This is a genomic window from Williamsia sp. D3 (genome assembly GCF_000506245.1).
Classification (GTDB): domain Bacteria; phylum Actinomycetota; class Actinomycetes; order Mycobacteriales; family Mycobacteriaceae; genus Williamsia; species Williamsia muralis.
This window is the reverse complement of sequence record NZ_AYTE01000001.1, coordinates 118,635-134,414: the sequence shown is the minus strand read 5'-3', so window position 1 is coordinate 134,414 and position 15,780 is coordinate 118,635. Positions and strand designations below refer to the sequence as shown.

The following is a 15,780-nucleotide window of genomic DNA, read 5'->3' as shown; positions in this document are numbered from 1 at the left end:
GTATGGAACCGGCTGCGGGGCCTGTCCACTCGAGCCGGAGAATGGCCAGGAAGACCGCGTCACCTGACGTCGGGTACGCCGACCCAGTGGTACACGAGGTCCCGGACGCCGGCCAGACCCAGGGTGCGCCCGACAGCGGATTCCGCCGCGAACACATCCGGGTCTATCTCGTCGCGCATGGTGGCCCCGAATGCCGCGAGCTCCACCACATCCATCCGCTCGGGTGAGAACCCGGTGAGTTCGGTCAGGTCATCCACGGCTCCGATCAGCTGCGCAGCCGCAGCCGGCTCAGAGCGGCGGAACAGGACGTAGGCGAGTGTGAAGAGGCCCACCATCGCCGAGGTGAGGTCATCGGCCCGCTCGCAGTACGCAAGCATGTGTCCGAGTTTTCGTTCGGCGGGGCCGTTCCAGTTCTCCTGTGCGATATCGCTTTTGGCATGGATCCAGAGGATCGAGGCAGCGCACCAGTCGTAACCGCAACCGCGGGCAGTCTCCAGCGCGGTGGTTAAATGCGCTGCAGCGGCGGCGTGATCGCCGGCACGGAAATCTGCGGTGCCCAGCGACATCAAGGATTCGGCTGCAGTCCAGGGGTAGTTGTATCGCCGCGCGATCTCGAGCGCGATGGCGGCATGCTCCCGGCCGGCATCCACCAGCCCCGAGCCGGATTCGAAAAAGGCGAGGGTGACCGCTGCGTCGCCGCGGGCAACCTGTTCGCCTGCGTCCGGAGAGTCCACATCGAACGTTGCAAACACCTCGCCGAGAGTGCCGAGGGCCGCGAACAACGCCGGGAGATCGGCAGCCAGGTAGCTCATGATGGTCCGGCCGGCAATGGCTCGGACCCTGGTCGCGATCGGGATGTCGGTGGGGGCGGTCAGGGCGGGTGCGAGCATCCGCATACCTTCGTCCGTGTGCCCGCGGCGGTACCAGAACCAGTACACGTTCCCGACCACTTCGAGGTACGTCTCCGGTGAGGTGCTCTCCCGAGAGAGCGCGGCGCGGATATTGTCCATGTCGGCACCGAGCCTGCGCGTCCACGCCAGGCATTGCGGGCCGCGCAGTCCGAGGTAGGCGTCGGTGGCCACCGCCACCACCCACGCGGTGTGGGCCTTTTCGAGTTCCGTCGCTCGAGCCGGATCTTGTTGCACGAGAGCGTAACTGCGCAGGGTCTCGAGCATGAGATAACGCCGCGGATCTCCGCCGACGGCTTTGAGCATCGACTTGTCGATCAGGGCGTTGAGGTCGGTGAGGAGATGTCGGTGCCGGGTGACCTGTCTCGCCGCGTCCAGATCGAATCCGCCACTGAACACCGCCAGATCGCAGAACAGTTGCTGCTGACTGTCGGTGAGGGAGAAGTACGAGCCGTCGATGGCTGCCTGCATGGTGGCGTGCCGCTTGTTGGTACGGGGTCCGCCGCGCAGCACATCGAAACGGTCGTCGAGCATGTCGATGATCTGGCGAACGGAGAGGGTGGAGGACTGGCCGGCGGCGAGTTCGATGGCCAGAGGCATGTGATCGAGTGCGGCACAGAGGTGTTCGATATCAGCATGCTCGGCATCGGCCGCGGCCGAGCCCGCCCGCTCGAGAAAGAGGTCCGCCGAATCGTCCAGCGGCGGCATCTCGTAGACGGTCTCCCCGGCGACGCCGATTGCTTCTCGACTCGTGGCCAGGATCTGGATCTTCGGACACGTCTGTAGCACCGTGGTGGCGAGTGCGGCGACCTCGTCGAGCAGATGCTCGCAATTGTCAAGAACGAGAAGGAAATTGCGGTCGTGCAGGAGTGAAGTCAGTACGCCGATTCCGCCGGAGATGGTCAGCCCGAGTGTCGCGATGACGGTGTCCAGCGTGTCACCGGGACGGGTGACCCCGGCGAGCTCGATCAGCCAGGGCCCATCGGCATCTTTGCGTTCACGGGCCACCTCGAGGGCAGCGCGGGTCTTACCCATCCCGCCCGGACCGGTGAGGGTGACCATTCGCTGTGAGTTCAAGAGGTCGCTGATCTGTTCGATCTGTTCTTCCCTGCCGACCAGGGAGGTCAGCGCCAACGGGATGTTGCCGGTCGGACGTTCCGGATTACCGACTGGCCCGGGCGCGGTGACGGTTGCCGAATGTCGTTCACGTGGCATCAGCGTCGGGTCCTGCCGCAGGATCGCGTCCTGCAGTTCGAGGAGGCTGTGCCGGGGATCGGCACCCAGCTCGTCAGCGATCCGGCTGCGTGCCTCGCGCAGTGTCTGGAGGGCGTCGCCCTGGTTGCCGGCTCGATAATGGGCCAGGGCGAGCAACTCCCAGGCACGTTCGCGTAGGGGATCGGTCGCGATGACCGACTCGAGCTGCGCTGTGACGGCGGTGAACTCGCCGCAATCAGATCGCGCGGCAAGGAGGTCTTCGGTGGCATCTGCCCGCAGACGTTCGAGCCGCACCGTCTCGATGGCGGCGAACTCCCAATTCGCCGCATCCGCATACGCCGGGCCCCACCACAGTTCGAGTGCTTCAGAGATGGTGCGCCGGGCGGATTCGCTGTCCCCGGCGGCCAATTGTTCACGGCCCGCGGTGGCGAGCGTCTCGAATCGGGCGGCGTCGACCTGGCCGGGGTCGACCACCAGCGCATACCCGGTGCCTCGGCGGACCAGGATTTCCGGTGCCGCGCGTCCGCGCTCGGGTTCGAGGGCTTTGCGCAGAGCTGCCACGTATGTCTGGAGCGTCAGCTGGGCCGAACGAGGCGGGTTGTCGCGCCAGAGATCCTGGATCAGGGTGGAGTCGGGGACCATGTGGCCGTTCGACATGATCAATCTCGCCAGCAAGGCGCGGGGGAGGGGACCACCGAGGGTGACCGGTTCACCGTCGCGAATGACGGTGAGTGCGCCGAGAACTCGCACCGAGATGTCAGACATAGACACCGACGATAGAGACATCGGTGCACCTTCGACACCCGAGCGGGTAGATCACCCGGCGAACTCCACGATCCTGTCGGGCGGTTCAGCCCGGGGCAGCCGCATTGTCCGCGTCGTCAGACCACAACCCGATGCTCTCGAGGTGGCGCATCAGCCGCTCGGCACCGTCGGTGAACTGCCGGCGAGTTTGTTCGACGACCTCGTCGCGGTCGCCACGCCGGTACGCGTCGATGAGCTTGAGGTGACTGTCGTAGGCGACCTGCCCCCACTGTGGGTCGTTCGCGTAGAGCTCCTGCGGGGTGTACCGGGTGGCATTGAGCAGGAACCACGCCAACTTGTCGCCGTTGGCGATTCGGTTGTGCACCCGATGGAACTCGAACTCGGCCGACACGATCTCGGACACTCGGCCGGCGGCCAGCGCGTCCTGCAGGGCCTCGTTCAATTCGGCGAGGCGGTCGAGCTCGGCAGAGGTGATGGTCGAAGCAGTCCGCACCGCCAGTTCCACGGCCAGCACACTCTGTAGCCAGAAGATGTCGGCCACGTCCTGGCGGGTGAGGTCGGCGACCACGTACCCCCGATGCGGAACCAGGTTGACCATGCCTTCGCCCCGCAACGTCAGCAGGGCTTCTCGCACGGGGGTGACGCTGACCTCCAGTTCCACCGCGGTCTCGTCCATCCTGATGAACTCGCCGGGCCGAATCGTCCCGGACATGATCAGGTGACGCAGATGGCCGGCGACCTCCTCGGAGAGGCCAGGTCGCCGGCGCATCGTCGCTCGCGGTGGTGTCGTCAAGACGTCAGAGTCCGTACGTCTTGCCGATGATGTCGCGCTGGATCTCGTTGGTTCCGCCATACACGGTCGATATGATCGCACCCCGCATCAGACGCTCTGCATCGAACTCCGTCGCGTAGCCGTAACCACCCATCATCTGCATGCCGTCGATGGTCATCGCCTTCGACACCTCGGTGGCCTTGAGTTTGGCCATCGATGCCTCACGCGGCAGCATCTTCTTGGGATTGGCGTCGGATTTCTGGGCCACGCTGTAGACCAGCAGTTTGGTGCACTCGATCTCGGTGGCGTGGTCGGCCAGCCGATGACGCAGCGACTGGAATGTGCCGACCGGGCGGCCGAACTGCTTGCGCTCGGTGACGAACTCGAGGGTGTTGGCGAAGGACCGTTCTGCAACACCGAGCTGCATGGCAGCCAGGATCAGGCGTTCGGTGTTGAGGCCACTCATGAGCTGCATCCAGCCGCCTCCGACCTCGCCGACCACAGCGCTGTCGGGAACACGGACGTTGGTGAAGTAGAGGTCGTTGACCTCTCGGCCGCCGAGCGTGTCGATGCCCTTGATCTCCAGTCCCTCGGTGCCGGCAGGGATGTGGAAGAAGGTCAGTCCCTCGTGCTTCTTGCCGGTGCGATCGGTTCGAGCCACGAGGAGGATGCTCTTGGCGAAGTGCGCGTTGGAGCACCAGGTCTTCTGACCGTTGATGACCCAGCCGCCGTCGACCTTCTCGGCACGGCAGGTCAGTGCGGCAACATCGGAACCGGCCTCGGGCTCCGACATCGAGATGGAAAGTGATTCACCCGCAACAACATCGGCGAGAACTTCCTTCTTGAGCTGCTCGTCGGCGAACTTCTGGTAAGCGCCCGCGGCGATCAAGGTGGGGCCGATGCCGCCGATGGGGGCGTTGCCGCGCATGGCCTCTTCGAGGAGGATGCACATCTCGACATTGCCGGCGCCGGCTCCGCCGAACTCCTCGGGAACGAGGATGCCTGCCCAGCCGAGGTCGGCCATCTTCTTGTACAGCTCCACCGAGTGCAGTTCGGCACCGGCGGCGGTGAGGGCGTCGCGCTGCTCGCGGGTCCCCGCTTCGCGTTGACAGAAATCGGCGACCGACTTGGCGAAGTCGGTCTGCTCGGGGGTGAGAATCGACATGAAAACGGCTCCTAGATCAGTTCGTGGCCTGCTGTCGCGAAGGTATCACATCAAATATATTTGATGGCCTGTTGCTGTGTCAGGGGCCACAGGGCCTACATTGTCGGCATGAGCCCGAAAGCCAAGCTGGGGGGAACCGGCGATCGTGGTGCCGATTCGACGCCGCCCGATGCTCCTGACATTCCCGAGACGGACACGACTTCGTCGAACCCCCGCCGAGACGCCGCGGCCGGGAACGATCCTTCTCCGTTCGATTCTGCGGAGTTCCTCGAGGCCAACCGCCGGAACCGCGACAAGATGCGGGCCGCTGCCCAAGCGCGCCGTGCCAAGGAGGAGGCTCGTGCGCGCAGACGGTCGGGCCGGTGGTGGCGGCGGTCGGCCGCCGCCGCACCGGCCACGGCCGCCGAATCAGAGTCCGCCGATGCTGAACTCGAGCGATCCGGTGATGGCCGTTGGACCGTTCGGGTGCTGTCGGTACTGCTAGTTGTCGCACTGGCCGTCGCGGGTGTCTTCGTCTACCTCTACCGAGATGCGGACAGCCGCGCCGACTCGGCAGACCAGGTCAACCAGTTGCGCCCGGGCGCAGTCCAGCTCGCCGGCGAGTACGCAACCACACTCCTGACCTATGACTCGGCCAACTTTGCCGCGCTCGACGAGCGCATCACCGAGATCTCCACACCGGCATTCGCCCGAGACTTCATCGAAGGGTCGCGGCAGGCCCGCGAAGGGACGGCGAACGCCCAGGCGGTCGCCAAGGCCGAGGTGGTCTCTGCCGGTGTGGTCTCGGCGTCGTCCACCGAGGCAGTTGTCCTTCTGGCCATCGACCAGACCGTGATGGCGCCTGGGACCGCGGAGCAGTTCCCGGACGGCGTGCCCTACCAGTCGCGCGTCGAGGTGACACTCCAGTGGATGCCGGACGGCTGGAAGCTGGCCGACTTCAAGGTGATCTGAAGCAGGTCAGGTGATGTTTTGCCCGTTGCCGAGAAGGATCGCCGACATGACCGCTTCGATGCGTCTGCGGGTGGAGGGGCGTGCGTCGTAGCGTTCCCAGTTCCCAAGGTCCAGAACGGTGTTGGTGGCGGCGTGCACGAGATACCGTGCCTCCACGGGGTTCAGATCCGGCCTGATCTGGACGACCAGTTGCGCCCATTCCTCGACATTGCGGCGTTGCTGGTCGCGTAGCTCGGCGCGTAGCGGGTCGGGCACGCTACCAATTTCGGAGAGGTACAGGTTCAGCAGGTCACTGTTGACAAAAGACATTTCGACATACCGCGACACCAGGTTGTCGAGGGCTTCTCGCGGGGTAGCCGATTCCGCGAGGGCGTCGCTGATCCCGGCCGTGAGACGCTCACTGGCACGTTGGAAAGCGGCGGTCAGCATCGCGACCTTGGTGTCGAAGTGCCGATACACGCCGGACTGATTCATGCCGACGGCTGCGCCGATCTCTTCCATCGTGACGTCGTGGAAACCGCGCCCACGCATCAGCCGAATGGCCTCGGTCAGAAGGGCTTCGCGTTTGGACGCCATCGCCATTCCGACCGGGCCGGCGGCGGCGTCCCCGACAGGGGCCTCCACGGGCGGGAGTTCGGTGCACGCCACCGTCATCGCCGCGGACATGATGATCGCTTCGATGCGCTTGCGCGGCAGGGACGCCCGGTGCGTGGTGATCGAGCCGATCACGCTCAGCACCGATCCGCTGAGGTATTTGGCATCGGTGTTGAGTCGGCCGGCGACGGTCGGATTGGTCTCGGTGAGTTCTGGTCTCATCCTGCCGAGGGGCGTTGCGAAGCGGGTGTGCATGCGGCCGACCATCTCGCCCAGTGCCTGCCGATCAGGCTGAGTCAGGTATCGCGCCTCCCACCGGTACAGCGCCCCCCGCGACCGGTTGTCGATCGTGGTCCTGGTCAATTCGGTGATCAACAGGCGCAGTTCCTGTTCGGGGTCTTCCGTTAACTCGGGGACAACTTCGACGGCACGTTCCAGGTCGGAGCCGAGCGTGCGCACCGTCTCTGAGAAGAGCGCGTACTTGTTGGGGAAGTGGCGATACAGGGCGGGTCCACTGATCCCGACCTCGCCGGCGATCTGGTCCACGCCCGTCGCGAAATATCCTTGTTGGCTGAACGACTCGGCAGCGACGCGAATGATCTGATCGCGTCGATCCTTCGGTCGTTGCCGAGGTTTCGGCGTGTCGCCGGTGGTTGTCTGGGCCGTCTTCAACCGGCCGTTGGCAGATGCCATCCGATCATGCTAGCTGCAGGTACCGCGTGGGCGCAGGGGTGGTCCGCCTGTGTTGTGCGTCGCCACAGGCGACGTGCGACGTCACTTGACGCCCCCGACCACGATCTGAGAAGTTAATGTGGATTCACGTGATCTGTGTCGCAGCTGCCAGATCTGAGCCGAGGGTGGCATCTATGCAAGGGCAAGACGGCCTGACAACGTCGATCGACGAACGTGGAGTGGCTCGGCTGGTGATCAACAGGCCTGAGCGAAAGAACTCCATGGCCTCCGAGACCAGTGTGGCGTTCATCGAGGTGATGACCGCGTGGGCAAGGGACGACTCCGTGCGTGTGGTTGTACTGGGCGCACCGGGTCGCGACTTCTGCACCGGGGCAGACATCGTGGCGATGGCGACAGCCGAGCCGCCGCAGTCGCCGGAAGAAGCCAGGGCCCGTGCCGAACAGACCATCGACACCGGTTCAGATGTGGTCCGCGCCATTCGCGCGATCAAGGTTCCCGTGGTCGCCGTGGTCGGTGGGGCGGCTGTCGGTATCGGGGCCTCGATCGCGTTTGCCTCGGACCTCGTCTACGCCGCGTCTGACGCCTACTTCCTGCTCGCCTTTGTGAACATCGGGCTGATGCCGGACGGTGCCGCCACCGCCACTGTCGCTGCCGCGGTCGGCCGGGCCCGGGCGAACGCGATGGCGCTCCTCGGAGAGAAGCTGCCGGCCGCGCAGGCCTGGGCAGACGGTCTGGTGACGGCGGTGGTGGAACCGGATGCGCTGCAGGCCAAGGTCGACAAGGTCATCGACAAACTGCTGGCCGCATCGCCACGGGCATTGGAGCTGACCAAACAGGCAGTCGACGCTCAGACGCTGGCGGGGTTCGACCTTGCCCTCGACCTCGAACGCGAGGGTCAGATCGAATTGCTGCAGTCGCCCGAGTTCGCGGCGCTCATCGAAGCATTCGCCTCCCGAGGCAAAGCGCGCACGCCCGTATCGGCGTCCGACCAGTAATTGACAACATGGCCCGTTCGACGCGGACGGGCGGTCCCACGACAGGAAGCAGAACATGACGAGCACCACGTTGGCCCAATCAGACCACTTGGTAGAAGAGCCTTTCCGGTCGCGCCGGAACAACTGGAACACCCACGTGCGGCGGCACGCGACGATGAAGCCGAACGACGTGGCGTTGCGTTTCCAGGGTCAGGACACCACGTGGAAAGAACTCGACGACCGCTCGGTCGCGTTCGCTGCGGCCCTGTACCGACGGGGTGTGCGTTTCGGCGACCGGGTGCTGATCCTGATGCTGAACCGCAGTGAGTACGTCGAGGCGATCTTCGGCGCCAACCTCATCGGCGCGATCGCGGTGCCGGTCAACATCCGGATGACGCCTCCCGAGGTCGGATTCCTCGTGGCCGACAGCGGTGCGAAGGTTGTCATCACCGAGTCGCTGCTGGCGCCGTTGGCTGATGCGGTCCGCAAGGGCACCGATGGCATCGAGAACCTGATCATCGTCGGCCCGTCCGACGTCGCCGACGCGCTCGACTACGAGCACCTTGTTGCAGAGGACCCCTCCGATCTGCCGGCGATCGACGTGCCGGAGAACTCGATCGCGATGATCATGTACACCTCGGGAACCACAGGTAACCCTAAGGGCGCCATGCTTTCTCACGCGAACATGCAGGCGCAGGCGGTCACCTGCATCTCGGCTCTGCACATCCGCAACGATGACGTGGGCTCCTGTGTGGCTCCGATGTTCCACATCGCCGCGATGGGTGCGATGGCTCCGCTGTTCTACATGGGCATCCGCACCGTGATCCATCCCCTCGGGGCCTTCGACCCGGAATCGCTGCTCGACGTGCTGGAGAAGGAAGGGATCACCTCGATCTTCCTGGTCCCGGCTCAGTGGCAGGTGGTGTGCGCGGTGCAGCAGGCCAAGCCCCGCAACCTCAAGTTGCGCGTGATCTCCTGGGGTGCGGCTCCCGCATCGGACACGGTCTTGCAGGCCATGGCCGACACCTTCCCGGAAGCGATCAACGTCGCGGTGTTCGGTCAGACCGAGATGTCGCCGATCACCTGTGTGCTCGAGGGCAAGGACGCGCTCCGGAAGCTGGGTTCGGTGGGCCAGGTGATCCCCGCGGTTCAGGCCCGTGTGGTGGACGCCGAGATGAACGATGTGGCTCCGGGCGAGGTGGGCGAGATCGTCTACCGCGGTCCCACGATGATGGAGGGCTACTGGCAGAACCCGCAGGGCACCGCCGACGCATTCGCCGGCGGCTGGTTCCATTCCGGTGACCTGGTCCGCATGGACGACGAGGGTTTCATCTACGTCGTGGACCGCAAGAAGGACATGATCATCTCCGGCGGCGAGAACATCTACTGCGCCGAGGTGGAGAATGCACTGTTCGCCCATCCGAAGATCCTCGAGGCAGCGGTGGTCGGCAAGGCCGATGACCGCTGGGGTGAGGTACCTGTCGCGATCGTGGTGCTCAAGCCCGGCGAAGAGCTGACCTTCGACGAATTGATTGAGTTCTTGAACGAACATCTCGCGCGCTTCAAGCAGCCCAAGGAAATGATCGTCATCGACGAATTGCCACGCAACGCGTCGGGCAAGGTCGTCAAGCCGTCGCTGCGCAAGGAGTACGGCGGCAAGGACGCCGGTCTCAAACACTGACACCCAGAGAACACCGCGGGACCCCCGATCGACTCTTTGCGAGACGGTCGGGGGTCTTTGCGAGACGGTCGGGGGTCCTCGTAATTTCTCGCCGTTTGCCCGATTTTCGGAAAGTCTTCTGACACAGGTCAAGACTCGTTCTGGCCCTCAAAACTGAAACACGTTACACTTCTCGAAGACCAGTGACCGTCGTCACTGCAGTGGTCGAACCGTGGTGACGTGGTCACCTTCAATGCAGAAGAGCGGTGCCGCGTCGGGCGCCGCGAGTGGAGGGTTTGAATGAAGACCAAAGGCGCTTTGCTCCGGAACTTCAACGAGAAGTGGGCGATCGAAGAGATCGAGATCGGTGACCCCCGCAAGGGCGAGGTCAAGATCCGGATGGAAGCCGCCGGGATGTGCCACTCCGATCACCACCTGGTGACAGGCGGCATCCCGATGGCTGGGTTCCCGGTGCTCGGCGGCCATGAGGGCGCCGGAGTCGTGGACGAGATCGGCGAAGGCGTCACCGACTTCCAGGTCGGCGACCATGTGGTCCTCTCGTTCATTCCCTCCTGCGGCAAATGTCCGTCGTGCCGTTCCGGGCTGAGCAACCTCTGCGACATGGGGGCCATGCTCCTGCAGGGAGAAGCGGTGTCCGACCACACCTTCCGCGTGCAGACCGCAGACGGCGAGAACGTCTACCCGATGACCCTGCTCGGTACGTTCGCGCCCTACATGGTGGTCCACGAGACCTCGGTGGTGAAGATCGATCCAGAGATCCCGTTCGAGGTCGCCTGCCTGGTGGGTTGCGGTGTTCCCACCGGTTACGGCTCGGCCACCCACAGTGCGAACGTGCAGGCGGGTGAAGATGTCGCGATCGTCGGCATCGGTGGTGTCGGTATCTCCGCTCTCCAGGGAGCTGTGCTCTCGGGCGCGCGCTACGTCTTCGCGATCGACCCGGTGGAGTGGAAGCGCGAGCAGGCCATGAAGTTCGGGGCCACGCACGCATTCGCCAGCGTCGAAGAAGCAGCCATGACCATCGCCGAGGTGACCGCCGGGCAGATGGCAAAGAAGGTGATCGTCACCGTCGGTGAGGTGCACGGCAAGGATGTCGATCTCTGGATGGGCATCACGGCCAAGGCCGGCACCTGCGTGCTCACCGGTATGGGCAACATGATGGAGTCCGACGTCACCCTCAACCTCGCAATGCTGACCCTGCTCCAGAAGAACCTGCAGGGAACGATCTTCGGTGGCGCCAGCCCCAAGCTCGACATCCCGCAGCTGCTGTCGCTGTACAAGATGGGCAAGCTGAACCTCGACGACATGGTCACCCGCCAGTACCGCCTCGACCAGATCAACGAGGGCTACCAGGACATGCTGGACGGCAAGAACATTCGTGGAGTCATCCGCTTCACCGAAGAAGACCACGCGGTCTGATCAACCCGAAACCCTCTCACCGGGGCCGGCGAGCGCACACTCGCCGGCCCCTTTTTTGTCTCTTGGGATCGGTCGGGCGCCTACACAGGAGTAACCCAACCGCTGCGCGGCAACGATTTTCAAGGTGTGTAGCTGCGGCGTGTTGCTCGTGTCGCCTCGGTCGTGATGGCATGAACCCATGCTCAGACAACTCGAGGAATGGCCGGTCGACACGGTGGCGGCCGCGGTGGTTGCCGGCGGAGAGGTCGTCGAAAGTCATGGCGACCAGCAGCGGGTGTTCCTGCTCGCGTCGGTCACCAAGCTGCTCACAGCACATGCAGCACTGGTTGCGGTCGAAGAGGGGGCGATCGAGCTCGATCAGCCGGCCGGGCCGGAGGGCTCCACCGTTCGCCATCTGTTGGCGCACGCATCGGGCCTGCCGTTCGAGGGCCGTGCCCCGACGGCGGGTGTGGGGGAGCAGCGGATTTACTCCAGTGCAGGATTCGAGGTGCTCGCCGATCTGATCGGGGCGGAGACGGGCATCGAGTTCGCGGACTACCTGCAGCAGGGCGTGTGCGAGCCACTCGGCATGGGGTCCACATCATTGCAGGGGTCGGCGGGGCACATGGCGCACTCGTCGGTCGGGGACCTTACGGCTTTTGCGGTCGAGCTGCTCAACCCGAAATTGGTGTCGCCCTCGTTGTTCGCTGATGCGACGTCGGTTCAGTTTCCCGGGCTCGACGGATTCGTGCCGGGGTACGGAAAGCACCGTCCGTGCGATTGGGGTCTGGGGTTCGAATTGCGCTCGAACAAGGATCCGCACTGGACCGGCGCGGCTAACAGCCCGGGGACTTTCGGGCACTTCGGTCAGTCGGGCACGTTCTTATGGGTCGATCCGGCGTTGTCGGCTGCGTGCGTTGTGTTGACCGACCGCGCTTTTGGGCCGTGGGCGAAGCCGTTGTGGAGCGAGTTCAACGATTCAGTTGTCGAGTCGCTGACACATTGAAATCACCGCGCACTAGCGCAACACGGGTCACTTAAGGCACAATAAACACCAAAGGTGTGATATCTGCTCCTGGTGCGACAGACGTTGGGGAAGACGTTCTCGTCGAAACCGGAGGTGGAAAGTGCGCAATCTGAATCAGTTTGCGGACGTGACATCGGGTGTTGTGTACATACACTCCGCACCCGTCGCGTTGTGCCCACATGTCGAGTGGGCTCTTTCGTCGACCCTAGACGCCCGCGCCAACCTGAAATGGTCGGCGCAGGACGCAGGGCCGGGGTTGCAGCGTGCCACGGTCGACTGGGTGGGGCCCGTGGGTACGGGTGCCCGACTGGCCAATGCTCTCCGTGAATGGACTGTCCTGCGGTTCGAGGTCACCGAGAACGCCAGCGAAGGTGTGGACGGTGAACGCTTCAGCCATGTACCCGGTCTCGGATTGTGGCGCGGTTCGATGAGCGCCAACGGCGACGTGATCGTGGGCGAGATGCAATTGCGCGCACTCATCGAATCGCACACCGACGGAATGGAATTGGCCGGCGCGCTCGATGCCGCGCTCGGCACCGCGTGGGACGAGGCCCTCGAGTCATTCCGCATGGGCGGCGATGGCGCAGAGGTCACCTGGCTGCATCAGCGCGTGGGCTGAACGCGTAGACAAGACAACGAAAACCGGCCCGGACTGAAAAGTCCGGGCCGGTGTCGTTGGTGCTCTTGATGCCGCCCCTCACGTGAGCGCAGGCGTAGGCCGCGCGTGATGCAGCGAGGAACGCGGCCCTACGTGAGCGAAGGTGTGGGCCGCGTGCGATGCAGTGAGGAACGCGGTCGCGAAGCGGCCACGTGACGAGCGAAGAGCACGCAACAAGGCCCACACCAAAGCGAACAGTTATAGGGGTATGTTCTTATGGCGTCCGCGTCGCGCCGGCGCCGATGCCAGGGCTTCGGCGATTATGCTGCGGGTTTTGGCGGGATCGATGATCTCGTCGACCACGCCGATCGACTGTGCGCGACCCACGCCCCCGGCAATGGCTTCGTGCTCGACGGCGAGGCGTTCGTGCAGTGCCTCGCGCTCGTCGTCGGGCGCTGCTGCCAGAGCTTTCTTGTGCAAGATGCCGACCGCGGCCTTGGCGCCCATGACGGCGACCTCGGATCCCGGCCATGCGAACACGGCGGTGGCACCGAGGGCACGCGAGTTCATCGCGATGTAGGCGCCGCCGTAGATCTTGCGGGTGACCAGGGTGACGCGTGGAACCGAGCATTCGGCGAATGCGTGGAGCAGTTTGGCTCCACGTCGGACGACGCCGTCCCATTCCTGGCCGACTCCGGGGAGGTAGCCCGGGACGTCGGTCATCACGATCAGGGGGATGCCGAATGCGTCGCAGAGACGCACAAAACGTGCGGCCTTCTCGGCGCTTTCGGAGTTGAGGCAGCCGCCCATGCGCAGGGGGTTGTTGGCGATGACGCCGACGCTTCGGCCGGACAGTCGGCCGAACCCGATGGTGATGTTCGGAGCCCATTTTGCTTGCAGCTCTTCGAAACTCGAGATCTCGGTTTCGCCGTCGGCCGCGATGTCGGTGTCGAGCAGGGCCCGCACGATCGGGTGGACGTCGTACGCGCGACGGTTCGACTCGGGCAGCAGGGCCCGCAGGTCGGTGTCGCCGGCTTCGGCCTTCTGACGGCTGAAGTGTCCTTGCTGGCTGAAGGTGGCGATGAGCCGGCGTGCTCGCCAGTAGGCGTCGGGCTCGGAGTCTGCGGTGATGTGCGAGACGCCCGACTTCTTGCCGTGGGTGAGTGGGCCGCCGAGCGACTCCATGTCCACGACCTCGCCCGTGACGCTCTTGACCACGTCGGGGCCGGTGACGAACACGCGTCCGGCCGGGGCCATGATCACGATGTCGGTGAGGGCTGGGCCGTATGCGGCGCCGCCGGCTGCGAAGCCGACGACCACGGAGATCTGCGGGACGTAACCCGACGCGCGGACCATCGCCTCGAACACCTCGCCGACGGCGTGCAGTGCCTCGACGCCTTCGGCCAACCGCGCTCCGCCGGAATGCCAGATACCGATGACCGGTGCCTGCTCGGCGATGGCGGTGTCGATGGCGTTGACGATGTGCTTACATCCCACCACCCCCATGGCCCCACCCATCACGGTGCCGTCGGTGCAGTAGGCGACAGTGCGAACACCGTTGACTCGCCCGACTGCAGCCTGCACTCCCGACTTGTCGCGGGGGTGCAGCAACGACATCGACGCTTCGTCGAAGAAATTGGTCAAGCGCAGCAATGGATCTCGCGGATCGACCGACTCTTCGTGCTTGGTGATCGGGGCCATGGTGGTCATGGAATCTCCTTACAGGTAGATCTTCAAGCGCCCTGTCGTGAAGGAACAGGGGGCAACGGGTCAGTAGCGCCCAAAGGCGAGCGCGACATTGTGCCCACCGAATCCGAACGAGTTGTTTATGGCGTATTCGATCTGGCCGTAACGGGGTTCACCGTGAACCACGTCGAGGTTGATTTCCGGATCCTGATTGTCGAGGTTCAAGGTCGGAGGGATGACTCCCTCTTCGATGGCCTTGATGGTCAGAACCGATTCGAGTGCCCCCACCGCACCGATGGAGTGCCCGAGGGCAGACTTCGGTGCGTAGACCGCGGCATGATCGCCGACGGCCGCGTTGATCGCGAACGCTTCAGCCGTATCTCCCACCGAGGTGGACGTGGCGTGGGCGTTGACGTGGGTGATGTCCGATGCACTCAGCCCCGCTGTCGACATCGCGCGTTTCATTGCCCGCGCGGCGCCGGTTCCTTCCGGGTCGGGTGCGACCAGGTGGTAGCCGTCGGATGTGATGCCCGCACCGAGCACGCGCGCGTGGATGTGCGCGCCACGAGCACGAGCGTGGTCCTCACGCTCGATGACCATGAGTGCAGCGGCTTCGCCGAAGACGAAGCCGTCGCGGTCCTTGTCGAACGGGCGCGAGGCTGCGGCCGGGTCCTCGTTGCGGGTGCTCATCGCACGCATCATCGCGAAGCTCGCGATGGGCACCGAGTCGATGTGACCCTCGACGCCACCGGTGACGACGATGTCGGCGTCACCCATGACGATCTGACGCCACGCGTGGGCGATTGCCTCAGATCCCGAGGAGCAGGCGGAGATCGGCGTGATGACGCCGGCCTTGGCCCCGATCTCGAGGCCGACGACCGCGGCGGGACCGTTGGGCATCGACATGGGTACTGCCAGCGGGGACACCTTGCGGTAGTTGCCCGTGGTCTTCATGACCCTGTCGGCCTCGATGAGAGCGTCGCCGCCACCGAGTCCGGTGCCGATGACAACCCCGAGACGATCTTTCTCGACGTCGGGCTCGCCGGCATGTACCCAGAGGCGCTTGCCCATCACGTAGGCGATCCGCTCGACGTAGGCCATGCGGCGGGCCTGGACCCGCGAGACCTCGTCGGTCGGATCTTTGACAAGCCGCCCACCGAACCGGACCGGGAGGTCGTACTCCTCGACCCAGTCGTCGGTGAGCGTTTTGATGCCACTCTCTCCGGCGAGAAGACCCTTCCACGTGGAATCGAGGTCTTCGCCGACGGAAGTGGTGGCAACCATCGATGTCACGACGACGTTCGGGAAATTCCCGCCGAGGGTGGAGTAATCGCGAAGAGAGTTAGTCACTGATAA

Annotated in this window: 12 protein-coding genes; 6 read left to right on the top strand and 6 right to left on the bottom strand. The window is 64.6% G+C overall.

Features of this window, described 5'->3' with window-relative positions; translation table 11 throughout:
* Positions 1–59: 59 nt before the first annotated feature.
* The 3 genes from W823_RS31750 to W823_RS31740 all read right to left on the bottom strand — a co-directional run bounded on the left by W823_RS31750 (position 60) and on the right by W823_RS31740 (position 4,825).
* A complete protein-coding gene (locus W823_RS31750; protein WP_023953921.1) occupies positions 60–2,888 on the bottom strand; it encodes a BTAD domain-containing putative transcriptional regulator in 2,829 nt (942 codons plus the stop codon).
* An 85-nt stretch (positions 2,889–2,973) separates the two neighbouring features.
* Entirely contained in the window at positions 2,974–3,657 is a 684-nt protein-coding gene (locus W823_RS31745; RefSeq protein ID WP_023953919.1) for a GntR family transcriptional regulator, read from the bottom strand.
* Between the two features lie 28 nt (positions 3,658–3,685).
* A complete protein-coding gene (locus tag W823_RS31740) occupies positions 3,686–4,825 on the bottom strand; it encodes an acyl-CoA dehydrogenase family protein (protein WP_023953917.1) in 1,140 nt (379 codons plus the stop codon).
* A gap of 108 nt (positions 4,826–4,933) precedes the next feature.
* Here W823_RS31740 and W823_RS31735 point away from each other — a divergent pair, with 108 nt between their 5' ends.
* Positions 4,934–5,776 carry a hypothetical protein gene (locus W823_RS31735; protein ID WP_023953915.1) on the top strand — a complete coding sequence of 281 codons (843 nt, stop codon included), beginning with the start codon at positions 4,934–4,936 and terminating at the stop codon, positions 5,774–5,776.
* A gap of 6 nt (positions 5,777–5,782) precedes the next feature.
* On the opposite strand, the gene W823_RS31730 is transcribed toward W823_RS31735, so the two are convergent.
* The gene (locus tag W823_RS31730) at positions 5,783–7,063 is read right to left on the bottom strand and encodes a TetR/AcrR family transcriptional regulator (protein ID WP_023953913.1); all 1,281 of its coding nucleotides are present in this window, start codon (positions 7,061–7,063) and stop codon (positions 5,783–5,785) included.
* A 173-nt stretch (positions 7,064–7,236) separates the two neighbouring features.
* On the opposite strand from W823_RS31730, the gene W823_RS31725 reads away from it, so the two are divergent.
* From W823_RS31725 to W823_RS31705, 5 genes are all read left to right on the top strand, one after another.
* Entirely contained in the window at positions 7,237–8,058 is an 822-nt protein-coding gene (locus W823_RS31725; protein ID WP_023953911.1) for an enoyl-CoA hydratase-related protein, read from the top strand.
* Positions 8,059–8,113: 55 nt separating this feature from the next.
* The gene (gene fadD5, locus W823_RS31720; RefSeq protein ID WP_023953909.1) at positions 8,114–9,718 is read left to right on the top strand and encodes a fatty-acid--CoA ligase FadD5; all 1,605 of its coding nucleotides are present in this window, start codon (positions 8,114–8,116) and stop codon (positions 9,716–9,718) included.
* 279 nt (positions 9,719–9,997) lie between these two features.
* Complete coding sequence (locus W823_RS31715; RefSeq protein WP_023953907.1) at positions 9,998–11,134, top strand: NDMA-dependent alcohol dehydrogenase; 1,137 nt, start codon at positions 9,998–10,000, stop codon at positions 11,132–11,134.
* Positions 11,135–11,312: 178 nt separating this feature from the next.
* Positions 11,313–12,119 carry a serine hydrolase gene (locus W823_RS31710; RefSeq protein WP_023953905.1) on the top strand — a complete coding sequence of 269 codons (807 nt, stop codon included), beginning with the start codon at positions 11,313–11,315 and terminating at the stop codon, positions 12,117–12,119.
* 121 nt (positions 12,120–12,240) lie between these two features.
* Entirely contained in the window at positions 12,241–12,759 is a 519-nt protein-coding gene (locus W823_RS31705; protein ID WP_023953903.1) for a DUF3145 domain-containing protein, read from the top strand.
* Positions 12,760–12,996: 237 nt separating this feature from the next.
* Here W823_RS31705 and W823_RS31700 read toward each other — a convergent pair whose 3' ends face one another.
* Together W823_RS31700 and W823_RS31695 are read right to left on the bottom strand one after the other, a co-directional pair.
* On the bottom strand, positions 12,997–14,448 hold the full coding sequence (locus W823_RS31700) for an acyl-CoA carboxylase subunit beta (protein ID WP_023953901.1): 1,452 nt from the start codon (positions 14,446–14,448) through the stop codon (positions 12,997–12,999).
* A gap of 60 nt (positions 14,449–14,508) precedes the next feature.
* The gene (locus W823_RS31695; protein ID WP_030171718.1) at positions 14,509–15,774 is read right to left on the bottom strand and encodes a KasA/KasB family beta-ketoacyl-ACP synthase; all 1,266 of its coding nucleotides are present in this window, start codon (positions 15,772–15,774) and stop codon (positions 14,509–14,511) included.
* Between the last annotated feature and the right edge of the window lie 6 nt (positions 15,775–15,780).

Excerpts from the sequence above, each read along its gene's own strand:
- W823_RS31750 (WP_023953921.1), bottom strand. The coding sequence starts at position 2,888 with ATGTCTGACATCTCGGTGCGAGTTCTCGGCGCACTCACCGTCATTCGC.
- W823_RS31745 (WP_023953919.1), bottom strand. The coding sequence starts at position 3,657 with ATGCGCCGGCGACCTGGCCTCTCCGAGGAGGTCGCCGGCCATCTGCGT.
- W823_RS31740 (WP_023953917.1), bottom strand. The coding sequence starts at position 4,825 with ATGTCGATTCTCACCCCCGAGCAGACCGACTTCGCCAAGTCGGTCGCC.
- W823_RS31735 (WP_023953915.1), top strand. The coding sequence starts at position 4,934 with ATGAGCCCGAAAGCCAAGCTGGGGGGAACCGGCGATCGTGGTGCCGAT.
- W823_RS31730 (WP_023953913.1), bottom strand. The coding sequence starts at position 7,063 with ATGGCATCTGCCAACGGCCGGTTGAAGACGGCCCAGACAACCACCGGC.
- W823_RS31725 (WP_023953911.1), top strand. The coding sequence starts at position 7,237 with ATGCAAGGGCAAGACGGCCTGACAACGTCGATCGACGAACGTGGAGTG.
- fadD5 (WP_023953909.1), top strand. The coding sequence starts at position 8,114 with ATGACGAGCACCACGTTGGCCCAATCAGACCACTTGGTAGAAGAGCCT.
- W823_RS31715 (WP_023953907.1), top strand. The coding sequence starts at position 9,998 with ATGAAGACCAAAGGCGCTTTGCTCCGGAACTTCAACGAGAAGTGGGCG.
- W823_RS31710 (WP_023953905.1), top strand. The coding sequence starts at position 11,313 with ATGCTCAGACAACTCGAGGAATGGCCGGTCGACACGGTGGCGGCCGCG.
- W823_RS31700 (WP_023953901.1), bottom strand. The coding sequence starts at position 14,448 with ATGACCACCATGGCCCCGATCACCAAGCACGAAGAGTCGGTCGATCCG.